Origin of the sequence: Streptomyces sp. NBC_00637 (assembly GCF_045161545.1) — a bacterium.
GTDB lineage: Bacteria > Actinomycetota > Actinomycetes > Streptomycetales > Streptomycetaceae > Streptomyces.
This window is the reverse complement of the sequence record NZ_CP109046.1, coordinates 6,415,476-6,433,004: the sequence shown is the minus strand read 5'-3', so window position 1 is coordinate 6,433,004 and position 17,529 is coordinate 6,415,476. Positions and strand designations below refer to the sequence as shown.

Annotated in this window: 17 protein-coding genes; 6 read left to right on the top strand and 11 right to left on the bottom strand. The window is 71.5% G+C overall.

Features of this window, described 5'->3' with window-relative positions:
- The first annotated feature begins 368 nt into the window (after positions 1-368).
- Complete coding sequence (locus OG440_RS28190; protein ID WP_406009582.1) at positions 369-620, top strand: hypothetical protein; 252 nt, start codon at positions 369-371, stop codon at positions 618-620.
- Positions 621-816: 196 nt separating this feature from the next.
- Here the strand turns inward: OG440_RS28190 and OG440_RS28185 are convergent, their stop codons facing one another.
- Together OG440_RS28185 and OG440_RS28180 are read right to left on the bottom strand one after the other, a co-directional pair.
- A complete protein-coding gene (locus tag OG440_RS28185) occupies positions 817-1,530 on the bottom strand; it encodes an aspartate/glutamate racemase family protein (RefSeq protein ID WP_406011476.1) in 714 nt (237 codons plus the stop codon).
- 14 nt (positions 1,531-1,544) lie between these two features.
- A complete protein-coding gene (locus OG440_RS28180; RefSeq protein ID WP_406009581.1) occupies positions 1,545-3,023 on the bottom strand; it encodes an NCS1 family nucleobase:cation symporter-1 in 1,479 nt (492 codons plus the stop codon).
- Between the two features lie 152 nt (positions 3,024-3,175).
- On the opposite strand from OG440_RS28180, the gene OG440_RS28175 reads away from it, so the two are divergent.
- Both OG440_RS28175 and OG440_RS28170 read left to right on the top strand, forming a co-directional pair.
- Positions 3,176-3,874: a GntR family transcriptional regulator gene (locus OG440_RS28175; RefSeq protein ID WP_406009580.1), complete on the top strand. Its 699-nt coding sequence runs from the start codon at positions 3,176-3,178 to the stop codon at positions 3,872-3,874.
- A 55-nt stretch (positions 3,875-3,929) separates the two neighbouring features.
- The gene (locus tag OG440_RS28170) at positions 3,930-5,387 is read left to right on the top strand and encodes a LamG domain-containing protein (protein WP_406009579.1); all 1,458 of its coding nucleotides are present in this window, start codon (positions 3,930-3,932) and stop codon (positions 5,385-5,387) included.
- Here the strand turns inward: OG440_RS28170 and OG440_RS28165 are convergent.
- The 3 genes from OG440_RS28165 to OG440_RS28155 all read right to left on the bottom strand — a co-directional run bounded on the left by OG440_RS28165 (position 5,355) and on the right by OG440_RS28155 (position 7,852).
- Positions 5,355-6,185, bottom strand: a complete 831-nt coding sequence (locus tag OG440_RS28165; protein WP_406011475.1) for a uracil-DNA glycosylase — start codon at positions 6,183-6,185, stop codon at positions 5,355-5,357. The two genes, OG440_RS28170 and OG440_RS28165, sit on opposite strands and share 33 nt — an antisense overlap.
- 357 nt (positions 6,186-6,542) lie before the next feature.
- Entirely contained in the window at positions 6,543-7,001 is a 459-nt protein-coding gene (locus OG440_RS28160) for a DoxX family protein (protein ID WP_406009578.1), read from the bottom strand.
- Between the two features lie 167 nt (positions 7,002-7,168).
- Positions 7,169-7,852, bottom strand: coding sequence for a class I SAM-dependent methyltransferase (locus tag OG440_RS28155; protein WP_406009577.1), 684 nt, complete (start codon positions 7,850-7,852; stop codon positions 7,169-7,171).
- A 306-nt stretch (positions 7,853-8,158) separates the two neighbouring features.
- On the opposite strand from OG440_RS28155, the gene OG440_RS28150 reads away from it, so the two are divergent.
- Complete coding sequence (locus tag OG440_RS28150; RefSeq protein ID WP_406009576.1) at positions 8,159-8,425, top strand: DUF6343 family protein; 267 nt, start codon at positions 8,159-8,161, stop codon at positions 8,423-8,425.
- A 102-nt stretch (positions 8,426-8,527) separates the two neighbouring features.
- Here OG440_RS28150 and OG440_RS28145 read toward each other — a convergent pair whose 3' ends face one another.
- The 4 genes from OG440_RS28145 to rpsA all read right to left on the bottom strand — a co-directional run bounded on the left by OG440_RS28145 (position 8,528) and on the right by rpsA (position 12,434).
- Complete coding sequence (locus OG440_RS28145; RefSeq protein WP_406009575.1) at positions 8,528-8,908, bottom strand: tetratricopeptide repeat protein; 381 nt, start codon at positions 8,906-8,908, stop codon at positions 8,528-8,530.
- Between the two features lie 50 nt (positions 8,909-8,958).
- Positions 8,959-9,579, bottom strand: coding sequence for a dephospho-CoA kinase (gene coaE / locus OG440_RS28140; protein ID WP_406009574.1), 621 nt, complete (start codon positions 9,577-9,579; stop codon positions 8,959-8,961).
- Between the two features lie 99 nt (positions 9,580-9,678).
- Positions 9,679-10,617: a PAC2 family protein gene (locus tag OG440_RS28135; protein WP_385280873.1), complete on the bottom strand. Its 939-nt coding sequence runs from the start codon at positions 10,615-10,617 to the stop codon at positions 9,679-9,681.
- Positions 10,618-10,925: 308 nt separating this feature from the next.
- Complete coding sequence (rpsA, locus tag OG440_RS28130; protein WP_020131842.1) at positions 10,926-12,434, bottom strand: 30S ribosomal protein S1; 1,509 nt, start codon at positions 12,432-12,434, stop codon at positions 10,926-10,928.
- A gap of 226 nt (positions 12,435-12,660) precedes the next feature.
- Between rpsA and OG440_RS28125 the strand changes: the two genes are divergently transcribed.
- Positions 12,661-13,635, top strand: a complete 975-nt coding sequence (locus OG440_RS28125; protein WP_406009573.1) for a class I SAM-dependent methyltransferase — start codon at positions 12,661-12,663, stop codon at positions 13,633-13,635.
- An 86-nt stretch (positions 13,636-13,721) separates the two neighbouring features.
- Positions 13,722-16,250 (top strand): ATP-dependent helicase HrpB, encoded by a 2,529-nt coding sequence (gene hrpB, locus OG440_RS28120; protein ID WP_406011474.1) that lies wholly within the window; start codon positions 13,722-13,724, stop codon positions 16,248-16,250.
- Here hrpB and OG440_RS28115 read toward each other — a convergent pair.
- Together OG440_RS28115 and OG440_RS28110 are read right to left on the bottom strand one after the other, a co-directional pair.
- On the bottom strand, positions 16,240-17,232 hold the full coding sequence (locus OG440_RS28115) for a DUF3068 domain-containing protein (protein WP_406009572.1): 993 nt from the start codon (positions 17,230-17,232) through the stop codon (positions 16,240-16,242). The genes hrpB and OG440_RS28115 overlap by 11 nt on opposite strands.
- A 38-nt stretch (positions 17,233-17,270) precedes the next feature.
- Positions 17,271-17,405: an SPW_0924 family protein gene (locus tag OG440_RS28110; protein WP_406009571.1), complete on the bottom strand. Its 135-nt coding sequence runs from the start codon at positions 17,403-17,405 to the stop codon at positions 17,271-17,273.
- Positions 17,406-17,529: the final 124 nt, after the last annotated feature.

Genomic DNA, 17,529 nt, shown 5'->3' with positions numbered 1-17,529 from the left:
GAGGCGGGGGCGGTTGTGTTTCGGCGAGGTGACGCCTGGCCCGGATCCCGCGTTCTTTATGAACGCAAGGCCGAAAACGGGGCGGGGTGGGGCCGGCAGCGTGGCCGAGGGGCAGGACCGGGGTGAGGGGACGGGGCCAAGGGGCAGGACCGAGGGAGGGGGGCGGGACCGGGAGGCAGGGGCGGGGCCCGGGGGGCGCAGCCCGCCGCGTACCGGTGCGGCCACCCGGCTCCGCATGGACGGCAGCGCGGCGAGGAGGCCTCGGGTCGTCCCGCGGTCGTCCGCCGCAGGGCGATTGTCAGTGGGGCGCGCTTCAATGGAAGGTGTCGTCACAGAGCGTCACGACCAGAGGTCCGGGGGAGCTTGCCTTGGTGAGGTACATGGAGGACGGACGGCGGTACGTGTCGTCGGCCGGGCTGCGGATGCGGGGGTGGACGGGCCCGCTGGTGCTCCGACTGCTCGGGCCGCCGGACCGGCTCGGCATCGATCCCCGCACGTCGCGGTCCGCGCCGCGACTGCGCCTCTACCGCGCCGAGCGGGTCGAAGCGGCCGAGCAGAGCGAGGAGTTCCGGACCGGGCACGCCCCACGGGTACGGGACAGGCCCGAGGAGTCCCCTTGATGCGGGACGCGTCGAGGCCGCACGTCCTGATGCGGGACGTCTTCGGGCAACGCGTCCTGATGCGGGACGTCTTTCGGCAACGCGTCCTGACGCGGCGCGTGTTGAGGCCGCACGTCCCGATGCGGTGCGTCTCGTGGTGGTGCGCCGTGTTGTGGTGCGTCTTGACGGGGTGGGTCGCGGGGTTCCCGCCGCCCGGCTACCCGACGCCCCACACCCTCCGCTTCGGGACCGGCTTCGCGAGACTCCCCGCCCGGCTGGTCGTCAGGCCCAGCCCGACCAGCCCCTCGGCCAGCTTCACCGCCGCGCCCACCCCGTCGACGACCGGAAGGCCCAGCTTGTCGCCCACCATCCGCTCCAGCCCCGTCATCCCGGCACATCCCAGGACCAGCACCTCGGCCCCCGCCGCCCGGGCCCGCTCGGCGGCCGCCAGAAACGCCGCCCGGGTGCGGTCGCGGTCGCCCAGGTCGAGGACCCCCAGGCCGGTGCCGACGACGGCGGCGCAGTTGCGGCCGACCCCGGCCAGCTCGAGGCTGTCCTCGATCTGGCCGCAGGACCGCTCCAGCGTGGTCACGACGCCGTACCGACGTCCCAGCAGACACGCCAGATGCGCCGCGGCCTCCGTGATGTCGACGACGGGCACGTCCACGAGTTCCCGTACGCCCTCCCGCCCGTGCTCCCCGAATCCGGCCATGACGACGGCGTCGTAGGGCGGCCCGTCGTAGGTCCGCAGCGTGTCCATGACCGCCGCGGCGGACAGCAGGCTGTCGAGCCAGCCCTCCGCCGACTCGGGCCCCCAGGCGGGGGTCAGCCCGGTCACGGTGGTGCCCGGGCCTGCCGCGGCCCGGGCACCTCGCACGATCTCCTCGGTCATCTCCCGCGTGGTGTTGCAGTTGGTGACGACGATCCGCACGTTCCGCACGCTTCTCAGACCTCCGCGGGCTTCTCGGCGGCGGCCACGATCCCGGCGGTCCGCTCACTGCGGCACAGCAGGGCGTACAGACCGGCTCCCAGGGCCGTCCCGATGAACCAGGAGTACGGCGCCACATCGCTGAAGGTCGTCACCAGCGCGAGCACCGCCGCGACCGCCGCGGAGGGGAGGAACGCCCACACCGCCTTGGGGTTGACGCCCTTGCGGTAGTAGTAGCGGGAGCCGGGGGTGGCGTCGAACAGCTCGTTCACGTCGACGCGGCCACGCTTGACCCAGTAGTAGTCCACCATGATCACGCCGAACAGCGGGCCGAGGAAGGCGCCGAGGCCGCCGAGGAAGTAGTTGACGACCGTGGGGTTGGAGAACAGGTTCCACGGGGTGACCACGAGCGCCGCGACCGTGCTGATCATGCCGCCGACCTTGAAGGTGATCTTCTGCGGCCAGACGTTGGCGAGGTCGTAGGCGGGCGAGACGAAATTGGCGACGATGTTGACGCCCATGGTGGCGATGGCGAAGGTGAGGGCGCCCAGGACGAGCACCCAGGTGTTGCCGACCTTCGCGACCAGTTCCGCCGGGTCGGTGATGGCCTCGCCGAACACCTCGAGCGAGCCGGCGGTGACGATCACGGAGACGACCACGAAGGCCGTCGAGTTGAGGGGCAGCCCCCAGAAGTTGCCGCGGCGGACCGTCCTGTAGTCGGGCGCGAAGCGGGAGAAGTCGCAGAAGTTCAGCATCAGCGTGCCGTACGTGGCGAGGATCAGACCGATCGCGCCGAACCACTGCCGCCACTGCTCCCCCATGGAGACCGGATGCGGGGTGGAGGTGAGCGAGATCGTCCAGCCGGCCTTGGACAGCACCCACACCGCCAGCGCGATCATCACCAGCCAGATCGCGGGGCCGCAGAAGTCCTGGAACTTGCGTACGGACTCCATGCCCTGACTGATGATCATCGCTTGGACCAGCCAGAGGGACACGAAGGAGAACCAGCCCAGCGCGTCGAGGCCCAGGAAGGAACTGTGCGTCCAGGACTCCAGGCCCGGCCAGGCAGCCAGCAGCATCACGTTGACGGCGACGGAGGCGAGGTAGGTCTGGATGCCGTACCACATGATGGCGATCACGGCGCGGATGAGAGCCGGGATGTTGGCGCCCCAGACGCCGAAGCTGATGCGGCTGATCACCGGGAAGGGCACCCCGTGGCGCTGGCCGATCCGGCCCATCCGGTTCATGCCGACGTAGATGAGCACGAAGCCGACGAGGAGGGCCGTGAAGATCTGCCACACGTTCATGCCGAGGACCAGCAGTCCGGCGGCGAAGGTGTAGTTGCCGAGGTTGTGGACGTCCGACATCCACATGGCGAAGAGGTCGAAGACCTTCCAGTTCCGCTTCTCGGCGGGTGCGAGATCTTCGTTGGTGAGCCGGGGATCAGGGACGAACGCTGGTGCGCCGGTGACTTCGGCGCTGTCGGCGAGGGACACGGGGCCTCCATGGGCGAAGGGACGGAGGAGGACTACTGCCGAACCATTTGGTATACCAAACTGCGCACATGGTTCCGTCGTCAAGCGTTCTGACCGATGTCCGTCCCGTTACGGCTCCGTAAAAGCCCCCTCGCATCGGCGAGGATGGGCCCATGACGAAGATCGAACCCCTCGGAGCGGTGCGCGAGCGCGTCCTGGGGTCCCTGCGGCAGGAGATCATCGCCGGCAGGCTGCGTCCCGGTGACCGGCTCGTCGAACGCGAACTGGCCGACCGGTTCGGCGTCTCCAGGGTCCCGGTCCGGGAAGCCATCCGGGCACTCGTCGCCGAGGGCTTCGTCCTGTTCGAGACCCCGCGCCGTACGGTCGTACGACCGCTGAGCCCCACCGACGTGAAGGAACTCTTCGAACTGCGCGAGGCGTTGGAGGTCTACGCTGCCGGACTGGCCGCCGCCCGCGCCACCCCGCAGGACCTCGCGGAACTACGGGATCTCCTGGCCGGCGCGGCGAACGCCACCGACGCCGAGGACGCCGAGGCGATCACCGACATCAACACCCGCTTCCACGACCGGCTCCTCGCCATGGCCGGCAACACCCTGCTGATCTCCGTCATGGAACCCGTCGCCGGCCGCCTGCAATGGCTCACCCGGCGCAACGAGGAATGGCCCCAACTCCTCACCGAACACCAGGACCTCTACGACGCCATCGCCTCAGGCGACCCGGCCCGCGCCCGCGCCCACGCCCTGCACCACGTCCAGGCCAACTACCGCTCCACGGTCCGGCACCTGTTCGGGGAGGCGGACCTCCCGAAGGCGCCCCCGTCCCCCGATCATGCTCCGCCTACAATCCCCTGACCTTCGGAGAGAAACCGAGGGCACACACACGGCCGACGGAACGGGGAGAACGACCATGGTGAGCAGACGCGGACTGCTGAGCGGAGCCGCACTCGTGGGGGCGGGCGCGGTGACCGGCGTGCTCGGCACCGCCGGGAGCGCGGCCGCCGACGGCCCACTGGACACCCCCTTCACACCCGTCGCCACACCCCATCTCGCCCAGGCCGAACAGATGGTCCGGTATCAGCGCCTCCTGGCGGCCGGCCACCTGCCCACCGGGCTCGCCGGACACTGGCCGCTGGACGGCTCCGGCGCCGACCACTCCGGCCGCGACCACCCCGTCGTCCTCGGCACCGGCGCGAGCTGGACCACCCTGCGGGCAGGCGGCGAGCTGACCCTGGACGCGGCCTCCGCAGCCACGGCCTCCGTGCTCGACACCACGACCCCGTTCACGGTCTCCGCCTGGGTACGCCTCGCCGACGACGCCGCCCTGGCCAACATGTACACGGCGGTGAGCCAGGACGGCACCGGCTGCAGCCGCTTCCTGCTCCAGTACGACGACACCGCGGGCACCTGGGCGTTCAAGGTCCGCGCCGAGGACCAGAGCGTCAAGATCTCCGCGCTCGCCACCAGCGCCGCCGTGCCCGGCAAGTGGACCCACCTGACCGGAGTGTGGGACGGCAGCCAAGTCCATCTGTACGTGAACGGCGTGCCGGAAGGCACCGCCGACGCCACCCTGTCCTGGGCCGCCCCCCAGGGCTTCAACATAGGCCGCGCCCGCTGGAACGGCGCCTACGTCAACCACTTCAAAGGCTCCGTCGACGATGTGCGCGCCTACGGCCGCGCCCTCGACGCCGACGAGGTCGCCCTGATCAGCGGCCGCACGGCCCGCCTCAACAACGTCTACCTCGTCGGCTCCCCGTCGGCCGTCACCTGGGGCACACCCGACGACCTGCCGAGCTGGATCGCCCGCGCCCGCTGCTCGTCCTTCATCACCTGGGTGCTCAAACACACCTACGGATGGGCCACCGACGCCTACTTCACCCAGTACTTCCAGGACCGCATCCCCGAGGCCGCCGACTACCGCCGGGCCTTCACCGACGGTACCGCCGGCCCGCGCTTCCAGCAGATCCGCAAGGTCGCCGACCTGCGGCCGGGCGATGTGATCGCGGTCGACTACAACGGTCAGGTCGAGGACAACACCGGTCACATCGTCATGGTCCGCGAGGTCAAGGGCGTCTTCAGCGGCGTCGCCGACTTCACCGGCGAGACCCAGTACGCCGTCGAGGTCGTCGACTGCACGGCCGAGCCGCACGGCGTGTACGCGCTGACCAACTACCCCAGGTATCCCGACACCCGCATGGTGAGCCTCGCCGCGGAGGAGCAGTTCGAGGGCGTCGGCATCGGCCACATGATGTTCTACGCCTCCAGCGCCACCGGAGAGTTCTCCCGCTACCGCTGGAGCGTCAACACCGCCCGGGACAAGGCCTACCCGGTCACGTCACGACCGGTCACCGCGGCCCGCGTCGTCTGACCGGACCTCGGACAGACCCGCCACCCCCGCGGCCGTGCGCAGCACCTCGCGCAGCATCTCGGGGGTGAGTCGGCCGGTGAAGGTGTTGCGCTGACTGACGTGGAAGCAACCGAAGACGTCGAGGCCGTCGACGCCTTCCGAAGCGTCCTGCCGGTCCGGACCATCCGCAAGGCCCGGGTCGCCCGGGCCGTCGGGGCTGGCAGGGCCGACCGGGCCGGCGGGGCCGCCCGCACCGGCAGGGCCGCCCGGACCGGCAGGGCCGGCGAGCGACACCCGGTTCCCGTGCCCGAAGGCGGGCCGCGGCCGGGGCACGGTCCAACCCGCCTCGGCGAACGCGGGCAACGCCGCCTGCCACCCGAAAGCACCGAGTACGACCACCGCGCGCAACGTCGGCCGCAGCAGCCGCAGTTCCTGCACGAGCCAGGGCCGGCAGGTGTCCCGCTCCCCCGGGGTCGGCTTGTTGGCGGGCGGCGCGCAGTGCACGGGCGAGGTGATCCGCACGCCGTACAGCTCCAGCCCGTCGTCGACGGCCACGGCGGTCGGCTGCGACGCCAGCCCCACGTCGTACAACGCCTGGTACAGCACATCGCCGGAACGGTCCCCGGTGAACATCCGCCCCGTACGGTTCCCACCGTGCGCGGCCGGAGCCAGCCCGACGATCAGAAGCCGGGCGTCCGGCGGGCCGAACCCGGGTACGGGCCGACCCCAGTACGTCCAGTCCGCGAAGGCCGCCCGCTTGGTACGGGCGACCTCCTCACGCCAGTCCACCAACCGAGGACACGCCCGACAGCCCCCCACCCGCCGGTCGAGCACGTCCAGGGCGGAAGCGGAGGCTGCGGAGTCGGAGGGGGAGGCCGAGGAGGGAGAGGCGGCGGAGTGGGAGCGGGAGGCCGAGGAAGGGGAGGTCACGGAGGCGGAGGGGGACTTGGAGGCGTCCATGACTCCACCGTAAGACCCCACCGGGTGGGCCCGAGCTCGGCGGGTCGGAGCGGTGTGTCAGAGCTTGGCGGATCGGGGCTCGGTGGGTCGCAGCTCGGTGGGTCGGAGCCGGGTGGGTCGGAGCCGGGTGGGTCCGACCTTGCCGGCACCGGGGGGTCCCCCTCCCCCCTCCCCCCCAACCCCCTCCCGCCCCTCCCTCCCGGCTCGTCAGCCTCGTCAGGCCGCTCGCCGCGCCAGCCGCAGCAGCTCGGCGTTGGACTCCCGTCGCTTCCAGGCGATGAGCGCCAGCGGTACGAGCAGGATGAGCGGTGTCGCAGCGTTCTCGCCGTCGAAGACGACGACCTGGACGACGAACGCGCCCACCATCAGCGCACCCAGCGCCGCCGCGGCCACGGACTGGAGCACCGGAATGAGCAGGGCGATCGCACCGGCCAGTTCCAGGGCGCCGATGGTGTACATGCCCGCGTTGCCCCAGCCCATCTCGTCGAAGACATCGGCGGCCGACGGGTGTGCGATCAGCTTGGGCACCGCGCTGGCGATGCCCAGGAAGAGCGCGAGGAGCACCTGCACGCCCCGCAGGGCGATCCGAGCACGGCGGCCTCGGAGGTTCACGGAAGCGGCCGTGGGCGCGGCGGCGGAAGTGGTGGCGGCGAGGGAAGCCGTGGCCTCGGTCATGGGGGTCTCCTGCGGTGAGCGGTCCGTTGTGCTGTCAGAGGGGTAGACCGCCCTCCGTCAGCGAACTCATCGCACCCCGACCGGTGTTCTCGCACCACTGCTCCTGCCGTCCCCCTGCCGTCCCTGTCGCTCTCCCACCCCCAACGCCCCGCCCCGCCCCTCCCCCTCTACTCCGCCACCGGCACCGCCTTGACCCAGACCCGGTCCTGCGTGAGGTAGCGGTCCACCTTCAGGTCCGCTTCCGCCAGCGCCTCTTCGAACTGGTCCTTGGTCAGCGGACGGGACCGGAAGGTCTGGGTCCACACCGCGTCCGGGAAGTCGTATTCCGCGCGGACGGAGTGGACGCCGTCCCCGACGGGGTCGGTCGAGACGATCCGGATCGTGAAGCCGCTCGGGTCGACGCGCTCGCGGGGCACGTTCGAGTGGTAGTCCTCTCCTTCTCGTTGGATCAGTACGCAGCCGCCTTTCGCCACGTGCCGTGCGCAGGCCCGCAGCATCCTTCGCCGTAAGCCGACGTCCCCGTTGTGCACGAGGAACGACGCGAGCATCACCACGTCGAACGTCTCGTCCAGGGCGAGGTCCTCGATGGGGCCGCATATCGTGCGGGCCCCGCGGACGCGCTCCAGCATCTCTGCGGACTCGTCCACCGCCGTGACCGTGAACCCGCGTTCGAGCAGGGCGTGGGTCACTCGGCCGACCCCGCTGCCCAGCTCGAGGATGTGCGCGCCCGCGGGCACCGCCGCGGCGATGACTTCCGGTTCGTTCCCCACCGGCAGGCGCGAGTAGAGCTCGACCGCGCAGCCGTCCGGGGTGATCGCGCCGGGACCGGTTCCGTTGTATCCGTCTCGCATGTGCAGCCTCATGCCCGTTCAACGGCCGGTGCCGGCAGGGCCGTTCCCCTTCCCTGCTGGTTCACTCGTTCGAGGGAAGGCGCCTCTGTTCGAGCGGTCTCGTAAGCGAGAGCACCGGCTGCACGCCGTGCCCTGGTGGGGTCCTCCGAGGGTCGAGGAGCGGACCGGCCGGCACACCGCTGTCCGGCAGCACGCACGGGAACCCCGTCGTTCGTCGCAGGCCCCGACGTGGCCCCGACGAAGCGTCGGGCCCGCTGGAGAACGTCGGGGCCGGGGAGTACGTTGCAGGGAGGAGCGGTGATCGGGATGCGTACGGGCAGTGAGCCGGTGACAGCGCGCAGTGCGCTGCGGATGCGCCTGTGGCTGACCCTGTGGGGTCTGGCCTGGGCGATCTTCGGGACGGCCGCGTTCGCTCTGGTGGGGCGCCCGGGGTGGGCGGCCGCCTGCGGGGTGCTGTGGCTTGTGATCACGGTCGATCTGGCGATGATCCTCAAGCACCGGCGGCAGGGGCCCCACTATCAGCCGGGCCGCGACATCCCGCCGTACCGGCCCCCCGAGCAGCGACATCCCTGAGGCCCTGTGGCCCAGCGCCCTTGAGCCCGGCGGCCCGGCGGGCCGGTCGTCCAGCCGCTCGGCGCGGCGGCCCGGCAATCAGCGCCCCGGGCCCGGCTGTGCTCAGTCCTCGAAGTGTGCCGCTTCGAGGTACTGCGGGTTCGGGTCCAGTGCGGCGGCCAGCCGGAAGTGGCGCTTGGCCTGGTCGCCCCTGCCCTGCCGCTCATAGGTGCGGCCGAGCGCGAAGTGCGCGAAGGCGTTGTCCGGTTCGCGCTCCAGGACGACGGTGAATTCCAGCTCGGCCGGACGGAGTTGCGCGGCGGCGAAGAAGGCACGCGCGCGCAGCAGCCGGGCGGCGGTGTTCTCGGGGTGGGCGGCGATGACTCCGTCGAGCAACTTCACCGCGCCCCGCGGGTCCCGTGCGGCGAGCAGATGCTCGGCGGCACGGAAGTCGATGACGTGTGTCTCCGGGGTACGTCCGGTCGAACCATTGGTATCGGGCACGGAAAATTCCTTCCCTTGCTCGATGGGTTCAACGCGCGGAGCGAGGGCCGCTATTCCGGAGAGGTGCCGTGCGCCGCCTGTGCTCTGCGCGTGAGGTCGGCCCATACGTCCTTCACGCGCCGGTGGAGTTCCGCGAGCGGTACGTCGTTGTCGATCACGATGTCCGCGATCTCCCGGCGCTTCTCGCGGGTCGCCTGGGCGGCCATGCGCGCGTGTGCGTCCTGCTCCGTCATGCCGCGGAGCCGGACGAGTCGGTCGAGCTGGGTCTCGGGGGCCGCGTCGACGACGACCACGACGTCGTACAGGGGGCCGAGGGCGTTCTCGGTGAGGAGGGGGACGTCGTGGACGACGACGGCGTCCTCGGGGGCGGCCGCTTCGAGTTCGCGGGAGCGGGCGCCGACCAGGGGGTGCACGATCGAGTTGAGGAGCGCCAGTTTCGCGGGGTCGGCGAAGACGACCGAGCCCAGGCGGGGTCGGTCGAGGCTGCCGTCCGGGGCGAGGATGTCCGTGCCGAAGGCGTCCACGACCGCCGCGAGTCCCGGGGTGCCCGGCGCGACGACCTCGCGTGCGATGCGGTCCGCGTCGACGAGTACGGCCCCGCACTCGACCAGCAGCCGTGACACCTCGCTCTTGCCGGCGCCGATCCCGCCGGTCAGGCCCACTTTCAGCATGAGCGGAAGCTTAGGGCCTGCCGGTGACGATGCACCCGACAGGCCCCTGTGTACTGCTTCCGGCCCGGTCTGACCTGGTTTCGGTCTGCCCTGGCCTGGTCAGCCTTCGCCTTCGCGCTCGGCGAGGAACCGCTCGAACTCCTGCCCGATCTCGTCGGCCGACGGGATGTCGACGGGCTCGGCGAGCATGTTGCCGCGGGTCTCGGCGCCGGCGGCGGCGTCGTACTGGTGCTCCAGGCCCTGGACGAGGGAGGTGAGTTCCTCGTCGCCCTCCTGGATCTGGCGGTCGATCTCGGTCTGCGTCCGGTGGGCGTCGGTGCGCAGGGCGTGCGCGATGCCCGGCAGGACCAGGCCGGTGGCCGCCGTGATCGCTTCCAGGACGGTGAGGGCCGCGTCCGGGTACGCCGAGCGGGCGATGTAGTGCGGGACGTGGGCGGCGACGCCCAGGATGTCGTGTCCGGCTTCCATGAGGCGGTACTCGACGAGCGCCTCGGCGCTGCCGGGCACCTGAGCCTCGTCGAAGGGGCTGCGGTGGCCCGGCATGAGGTCCGTGCGGTTGCCGTGCGGAGTGAGGCCCACGGGGCGGGTGTGCGGGACGCCCATGGGGATGCCGTGGAAGTTGACCGCCAGGCGGACGCCGAGTCGCTCCACGATCTGCTTGACGGCGACGGCGAAGCGTTCCCATTCCACGTCGGGTTCGGGGCCGGACAGCAGCAGGAAGGGCGCGCCGGTGGTGTCCTGCACGAGCCGCACCTCGATGGCGGGCTCCTCGTACTCGGTCCACCGGTCGCGCTTGAAGGTCAGCAGCGGGCGGCGGGCGCGGTAGTCGACGAGCCGGTCGTGGTCGAAGCGGGCGACGAGTTGGTGGGGCAGCGAGTCGAGGAGCCGGTCGACGATCTGGTCACCGGTCTCGCCCGCGTCGATGTATCCGTCGAAGTGGTAGAGCATGACAAGTCCGGCCGACTCCTGGGCCAGCGCCATGTCGACGACTGCCAGGCCCTTCGGCTCCCATGCGTACAAACCCTGCGGATCAAGCACTTGGACCGCTCCCCTCGTGTTCATCCTGTCCAACGCCCGCCGGACCGTGGGCATTCCCGGTCCACGCTCCTTGATCAGGTGACTCCGAAATCAGGTGGGGTCGCCGACCAGGTGACCATTCGGCTTCTCGCGGCGGCCGGATTCTCGCGGCGGCCGGGTGACGGGCCGACCGGGTGACGGGCCGACCGGTCGCGGAGGCGTGGGAGCGGTCACGAGGTGACCGGTGGTGCCGTCCGCGGACAGCAGCGAGGGCCCGCACCTCGAAAGGTGCGGGCCCTCCACCAGCTGCTGGATTCAGCGGCAGGTGATCAGCTCTGGCCGCCGGCCAGCTTCTCGCGCAGAGCGGCGAGCGCCTCGTCCGAGGCGAGCGCGCCGGACGTGTCGGCACCCTCGGAGGAGTAGGAGCCACCACCGCTACCACCGGACGCGGCCGGAGCCGCACCCGCGGCGTCGCCGCCTTCGGCAGCGGCCTTCTCGTCCGCCTCGCGGGACTTGATGACCTGAGCCTGGTGCTGCTCGAAGCGCGTCTGCGCCTCGGCGTACTGGTTCTCCCAGACCTCACGCTGCGACTCGAAGCCCTCGAGCCAGTCGTTGGTCTCGGGGTCGAAGCCCTCGGGGTAGATGTAGTTGCCCTGGTCGTCGTAGGACGCGGCCATGCCGTACAGGGTCGGGTCGAACTCGACCGAGGCCGGGTCGGCACCGAAGGACTCGTTGGCCTGCTTCAGCGAGAGGCTGATGCGGCGGCGCTCGAGGTCGATGTCGATGACCTTGACGAAGATCTCGTCGTTGACCTGGACGACCTGCTCCGGGATCTCCACGTGGCGCTCGGCCAGCTCGGAGATGTGGACCAGACCCTCGATGCCCTCGTCGACGCGCACGAACGCACCGAACGGAACGAGCTTCGTGACCTTACCGGGGACGACCTGCCCGATCTGGTGCGTGCGGGCGAACTGCTGCCACGGGTCTTCCTGGGTCGCCTTCAGCGACAGGGAGACACGCTCGCGGTCCATGTCGACGTCGAGGACCTCGACGGTGACTTCCTGGCCGACCTCGACAACCTCGGAGGGGTGGTCGATGTGCTTCCAGGAGAGCTCGGAGACGTGGACGAGACCGTCCACGCCGCCCAGGTCCACGAACGCACCGAAGTTGACGATCGAGGAGACGACGCCGGAGCGAACCTGACCCTTCTGGAGGGTCGTGAGGAACGTCTGGCGGACCTCGGACTGGGTCTGCTCGAGCCAGGCACGGCGGGACAGGACCACGTTGTTGCGGTTCTTGTCCAGCTCGATGATCTTGGCCTCGAGCTCCTTGCCCACGTAAGGCTGGAGGTCGCGGACGCGGCGCATCTCGACGAGGGAGGCCGGCAGGAAGCCACGGAGGCCGATGTCGAGGATGAGACCACCCTTGACGACCTCGATGACGGTGCCGGTGACGATCCCGTCTTCTTCCTTGATCTTCTCGATGGTGCCCCAGGCGCGCTCGTACTGGGCGCGCTTCTTCGAGAGGATCAGGCGGCCTTCCTTGTCCTCCTTCTGGAGAACAAGGGCTTCGATCTCGTCACCGACGGCGACGACCTCGTTGGGGTCGACGTCGTGCTTGATGGAGAGCTCGCGGCTCGGGATGACGCCTTCGGTCTTGTAACCGATGTCGAGCAGGACCTCGTCCCGGTCGACCTTCACGATGACGCCGTCGACGATGTCGCCGTCGTTGAAATACTTGATCGTCTCGTCGATCGCGGCGAGGAAGGCTTCCTCGTTACCGATGTCGTTGACCGCTACCTGCGGCGTGGTAGAGGTGGTCTCGGTGCTGCTCGTCATGTGGGAAAGGGCTCCGGTACGGACAGTGAGTCGTAGGTACTGCTACGCCGGGAGCCCGTGATCGCTCTGAAGAAGCCGGACAGCTGAGGAAGCACCCCCACCGGAACCGGTGAAGGCACCTCGAGAACCGAGGGGACAACAACAGATGCGAGCGCAGCCTGCTACGTCTGAGGTGCGCAGGCCCGCAGCGCAACTTGTAGCATACGGGGGCAGCCGGGCGGGGTCAATGCGCGAAGGCGCACACCCGGGGCGGATCGCCGCATACCCGGCACACAACCTTTCTCCTGAGGTCACGCAGGCCGCAGGAAGCCTCGCTGGTGACACCTCGGGTGACACCGCCGGGCGGGTTGCACGGAAGAGTACGACGAGGGAGCCGATCATCCAAGAGCCTGAATCGTCCGAGCCGGTCTTCGAGCCGGAAGCCACCCGACGTGACGCCGACGTCACCGAGAGCTCCCGGGCCAACCGGGGCTGGTGGGACCGCAACGCGGACGAATACCAGATCGAGCACGGCACCTTCCTCGGCGACGACCGCTTCGTGTGGGGACCCGAGGGCCTGGACGAGGTCGAGGCGGAGCTGCTCGGCCCGCCGGAGGAGCTGAAGGGCAGGTCGGTCCTGGAGATCGGCGCCGGCGCGGCGCAGTGCGCGCGCTGGCTGACCGAGCAGGGCGCGCGTCCGGTGGCCCTGGACATCTCGCACCGCCAGCTCCAGCACGCGATGCGCATCGGTGGCTCGTTCCCGCTGGTGTGCGCCGACGCGGGCGCGCTGCCCTTCGCGGACGCCTCCTTCGACCTGGCCTGCTCGGCGTACGGGGCGCTGCCCTTCGTGGCCGATCCGGTGCTGGTCCTGAAGGAGGTACGGCGGGTGCTGCGGCCCGGTGGGCGTTTCGTGTTCTCGGTGACGCACCCGATCCGCTGGGCGTTCCCGGACGAGCCGGGCCCGGAGGGGCTGACCGTGTCCTCGTCCTACTTCGACCGCACTCCGTATGTCGAGCAGGACGACCAAGGGCGCGCGGTGTACGTGGAGCACCACCGGACGCTGGGCGACCGGGTCCGCGACATCGTGGCAGGGGGTTTCCGGCTGGTGGACCTGGTCGAGCCGCAGTGGCCGGCCTGGAACTCCTCGGAGTGGGGCGGCTGGTCCCCGCTGCGCGGCAACCTGATCCCGGGGACGGCCGTGTTCGTCTGTGAGCGGGACTAGCCCGTCCGGCTCCCGCCCGCTCCGCCCCGACGTCCCCCACGCGCGCGTGGGGGACGTTTTCGCGGGCGTACGACACTAGGGGCGTGATCGCCCGTTACGACGCCCTGGACGCGCTGCCCGTGCGGGCCGCCCTGCCCGCCCTGAACGACGCGCTGGACGGGCACGGCACGGCCGTGCTCGCCGCGCCGCCCGGTACGGGCAAGACGACGCTGGTGCCGCTCGCGCTCGCCGGGCTGCTGGGCGAGGGCCCGGCGCGCCGGGTGCTCGTGGCCGAGCCGCGGCGGATCGCGGCGCGGGCGGCGGCCCGGCGGATGGCGTGGCTGCTGGGTGAGCGGCCCGGGGAGCGTGTGGGCCACACCGTGCGCGGGGAGCGGGTCGTCGGGCGGCACACGCGCGTGGAGGTCGTCACGACCGGTGTGCTGCTCCAGCGTCTTCAGCGCGACCCGGAGCTGACGGGCGTCGATGTGGTGGTGCTGGACGAGTGCCACGAGCGGCATCTCGACGCGGACACCTCGGCCGCTTTCCTGTGGGACGTGCGCGAGACGCTGCGGCCCGAGCTGCGGCTGGTGGCGGCCTCGGCGACCACGGACACGGCGGGCTGGGCCCGGCTGCTGGGCGGGGCGCCGGTGGTGGAGGCCGAGGGTGCCATGTTCGGCGTGGAGGTGGTCTGGGCGCCACCGGCCCGTCCTGTGCGGCCGCCGCACGGGATGCGGGTGGATCCCGCGCTGCTGGCGCATGTGGCGTCGGTGGTGCGGCGGGCGCTGGCCGAGCGGCCGGGGGACGTGCTGTGTTTCCTGCCGGGCGTCGGGGAGATCGCGCGGGTCGCGGGGCTCCTCGGGGAGCCGGCGGGGGTGGACGTGCTCCAAGTGCACGGGCGGGCGCCGGCGGCCGTGCAGGACACGGTGCTGGCCCCAGGGGAGCGGCGCCGGGTGGTCCTGGCGACCTCCGTGGCGGAGTCCTCGTTGACGGTGCCCGGGGTGCGGGTGGTCGTCGATTCGGGGCTTGCGCGGGAGCCGCGGGTGGATCACGCGCGGGGGCTGAGCGCGCTGGCGACCGTACGGGCCTCGCAGGCGGCGGGCCGGCAGCGGGCGGGGCGGGCCGGACGGGAGGCGCCCGGTGCGGTGTACCGGTGCTGGGCGGAGGCGGAGGATGCCCGTCTGCCGTCGTTCCCGGCCCCGGAGATCCGGGTGGCCGACCTGACGTCGTTCGCCCTTCAGGCGGCGTGCTGGGGGGATCCTGACGCTCGTGGGCTGGCGTTGCTGGATCCGCCGCCCGGTGGGGCGATGGCGGCGGCGAGGTCTCTGCTGACGGCGATCGGGGCGGTGGACTCCGCCGGCCGGGCCACCGCGCGCGGTGTGCGGCTGGCCCGGCTGGGGCTGCACCCCCGGTTGGGCCGGGCTCTGCTGGACGGGGCCGCGTCGGTGGGGGTGGAGCGGGCCGTCGAGGTGGTCGCGCTGCTGAGCGAGGAGGCTCCGCGGGAGTACGGCGACGATCTGGCCGCCGCGCTGCGGTCCGCACGGCGCGGGGGTGACGCCTACGGCGCGCGGTGGCGGGCGGAGGTGCGCCGGCTGCGGGCCGTCGTCGAGGACTCGGCGCCCGCCGGGCCCGCCTCGGGAGGGGGCGCGGGCGCCGTTGCCGCCGGTGCGGACGCCCTCGCCGGGCTCGTCGTCGCCCTCGCCTTCCCGGAGCGGCTCGCGAGGGCCGACGGGGCCTCCTACCTGATGGTCTCCGGTACCCGGGCCGAGGTCCGCGAGGGCACCGATCTGCGTGGGGCCCCCTGGCTCGCCGTCGCCGTGGCCGACCGGCCCGTGGGGAAGGGGCACGCGCGGGTGCAGCTCGCGGCGGTCGTGGACGAGGAGGTCGCCCGGCTGGCGGCCGGCACGCTGCTCGACGAGCGGGACGAGGTCCACTGGGCCGACGGGGATGTCGTGGCACGGCGGGTGGAGCGGCTGGGGGCCGTGGAGCTGGCGGTGCGTCCGCTCCGCGACGCCGGGGCCGGGCTCGTGCGCGGTGCGCTGGTCGAGGGGCTGGAGCGGGACGGGCTGCGGTTGCTGAGGTGGTCGCCCGACGCGGACGTCCTGCGGCAGCGGCTGGCGTTCCTGCGGTGCCATCTGGGGCAGCCGTGGCCCGACGTCTCCGATGCGGCGTTGCACGCGCGCGTGGACGAGTGGCTGGAGCCCGAGCTGAGCCGGGCGCGGCGGCGGAGCGATCTCGGGCGCATCGACGCCGGGGCGGCGCTCGGGAGGCTGCTGCCCTGGGCCTCGGGCGAGGCGGCCCGGCTGGAGGAGCTGGCGCCGGAGCGGATCACCGTGCCGAGCGGGTCCAGGATCCGGATCGACTACGCCGATCCGGAGCAACCGGTCCTCGCGGTGAAGTTGCAGGAGATGTTCGGGCTCCAGGAGTCACCGCGGGTCGCGGGGGTGCCGTTGCTGGTGCATCTGCTGTCGCCGGCCGGGCGGCCCGCGGCCGTCACCGCCGACCTCGCCTCCTTCTGGAAGGACGGTTACAAGGGGGTGCGGGCGGAGCTGCGCGGCCGGTATCCGAAGCATCCCTGGCCCGAGGATCCGGCCGGTGCCGAGCCGACCCGGTTCACCAGCGCGCGGCTCAGGCGGTGACGGGCCGAGGGGCGGCGGGTTCGGCCGCGGTGGGTTCGTCGGGGCGGCGGGCGCGGGCCTCCAGGTAGAGGGAGAGGGCCATCAGGAGGGCGCCGAGCAGGAGGAAGCCCCAGGGCAGGTAGGCGGTCAGCAACAGGACCATGGTGCGGTTGGTCTTGATCACGGAGACGGTGTGCTCGATGTAGTCCTCGCGCATCTTCACGTGCCCGGCGAAGGCGGTGACCTTGGCGCGGCCGCCGAGGAGGGTGCCGCCGCGCAGTTCCTCCTGGTGGATCTCCTCGCCGTAGACGGGTGCGCCGGTGACGGGTTCGACCCAGAACCTGCGGACCGTGGTGTACCAGCGGGTGGTGCCGGTGGCGGCGACGGTCTCCGGGGTGATGCCCTCGACGGGCATGGTCCGGGGCATGGCGACCTTGGTCCAGGGGATGGTCTGCTCGAAGTAGTAGACCTCCAGGCCGCGGAAGTCGCGGGTGCCCTCGTAGTGGATGGGGGCCGTGGTGCGGGTCTGCGCGTCGAAGTACTCGTAGTCCCGCTTCTCCGTGAGGAAGGGCCACTTGAACTCGATGCCCTCGCGGCGCACCGGGTCGCCGTCGACCATCTCGCCGGTGGCGTGCACGGGTTCCTGGGTGTGGGCGTCGAAGATGTAGCGCTCGGGGACTTTGGAGACCATCTTGCCGTCGGGCCCCTGGACGTAGGACAGGCCGTCCCAGACGACGACGTCCCGGCCGGCCGTCTTCTCGATCTTCTCGGAGGCTTCCACGTCGCCCTTGAGGGTCTGCACGATGGTGATCTCGGGGACCGTGCGGGCGGTCATGGTGCCGTAGTCGAGGAGGGTGGCGTTCTTCGCCTCCAGGACCATGGTCTGGTACTCGTTCGCCGGGATCTTGGCGAGGCGCGGGAAGGCGTACCAGCGCAGCAGGGGGGACAGTGCCGCGAAGAACACGGCGAGGGCGAGCAGGATCAGGCCTGCCTTGCGTCGCATCTCGGCCTCCTTCGCGGGCGGAATCGGCGGGCGGGCGGCTACGGGTGTGCGGGGACCGTCGTCAGCAGGGGCTTCGGTGAGGTCTTGCCGGCCGGTGCGCCCAGCGCGGTGAGGGTGAGGACCAGGGCGAGCGCGACGGCGAGACCGGTCGCGGCGGCGATCAGGGCACGCATACGGTCCTCCCGGAGCTGACGGGACGTCAGGTCGGGCACGGTAGCAACGGGCGGCCGAGATGAGAACACGTCGCACACGACGGCGGCGCCCCCGTGGAGAAAGGGGCGCCGCCGTCGTCGTCGG

Excerpts from the sequence above, each read along its gene's own strand:
- OG440_RS28175 (WP_406009580.1), top strand. The coding sequence starts at position 3,176 with ATGACGAAGATCGAACCCCTCGGAGCGGTGCGCGAGCGCGTCCTGGGG.
- OG440_RS28170 (WP_406009579.1), top strand. The coding sequence starts at position 3,930 with ATGGTGAGCAGACGCGGACTGCTGAGCGGAGCCGCACTCGTGGGGGCG.
- OG440_RS28160 (WP_406009578.1), bottom strand. The coding sequence starts at position 7,001 with ATGACCGAGGCCACGGCTTCCCTCGCCGCCACCACTTCCGCCGCCGCG.
- OG440_RS28155 (WP_406009577.1), bottom strand. The coding sequence starts at position 7,852 with ATGCGAGACGGATACAACGGAACCGGTCCCGGCGCGATCACCCCGGAC.
- OG440_RS28150 (WP_406009576.1), top strand. The coding sequence starts at position 8,159 with ATGCGTACGGGCAGTGAGCCGGTGACAGCGCGCAGTGCGCTGCGGATG.
- coaE (WP_406009574.1), bottom strand. The coding sequence starts at position 9,579 with ATGCTGAAAGTGGGCCTGACCGGCGGGATCGGCGCCGGCAAGAGCGAG.
- rpsA (WP_020131842.1), bottom strand. The coding sequence starts at position 12,434 with ATGACGAGCAGCACCGAGACCACCTCTACCACGCCGCAGGTAGCGGTC.
- OG440_RS28125 (WP_406009573.1), top strand. The coding sequence starts at position 12,661 with ATGCGCGAAGGCGCACACCCGGGGCGGATCGCCGCATACCCGGCACAC.
- OG440_RS28115 (WP_406009572.1), bottom strand. The coding sequence starts at position 17,232 with ATGCGACGCAAGGCAGGCCTGATCCTGCTCGCCCTCGCCGTGTTCTTC.
- OG440_RS28110 (WP_406009571.1), bottom strand. The coding sequence starts at position 17,405 with ATGCGTGCCCTGATCGCCGCCGCGACCGGTCTCGCCGTCGCGCTCGCC.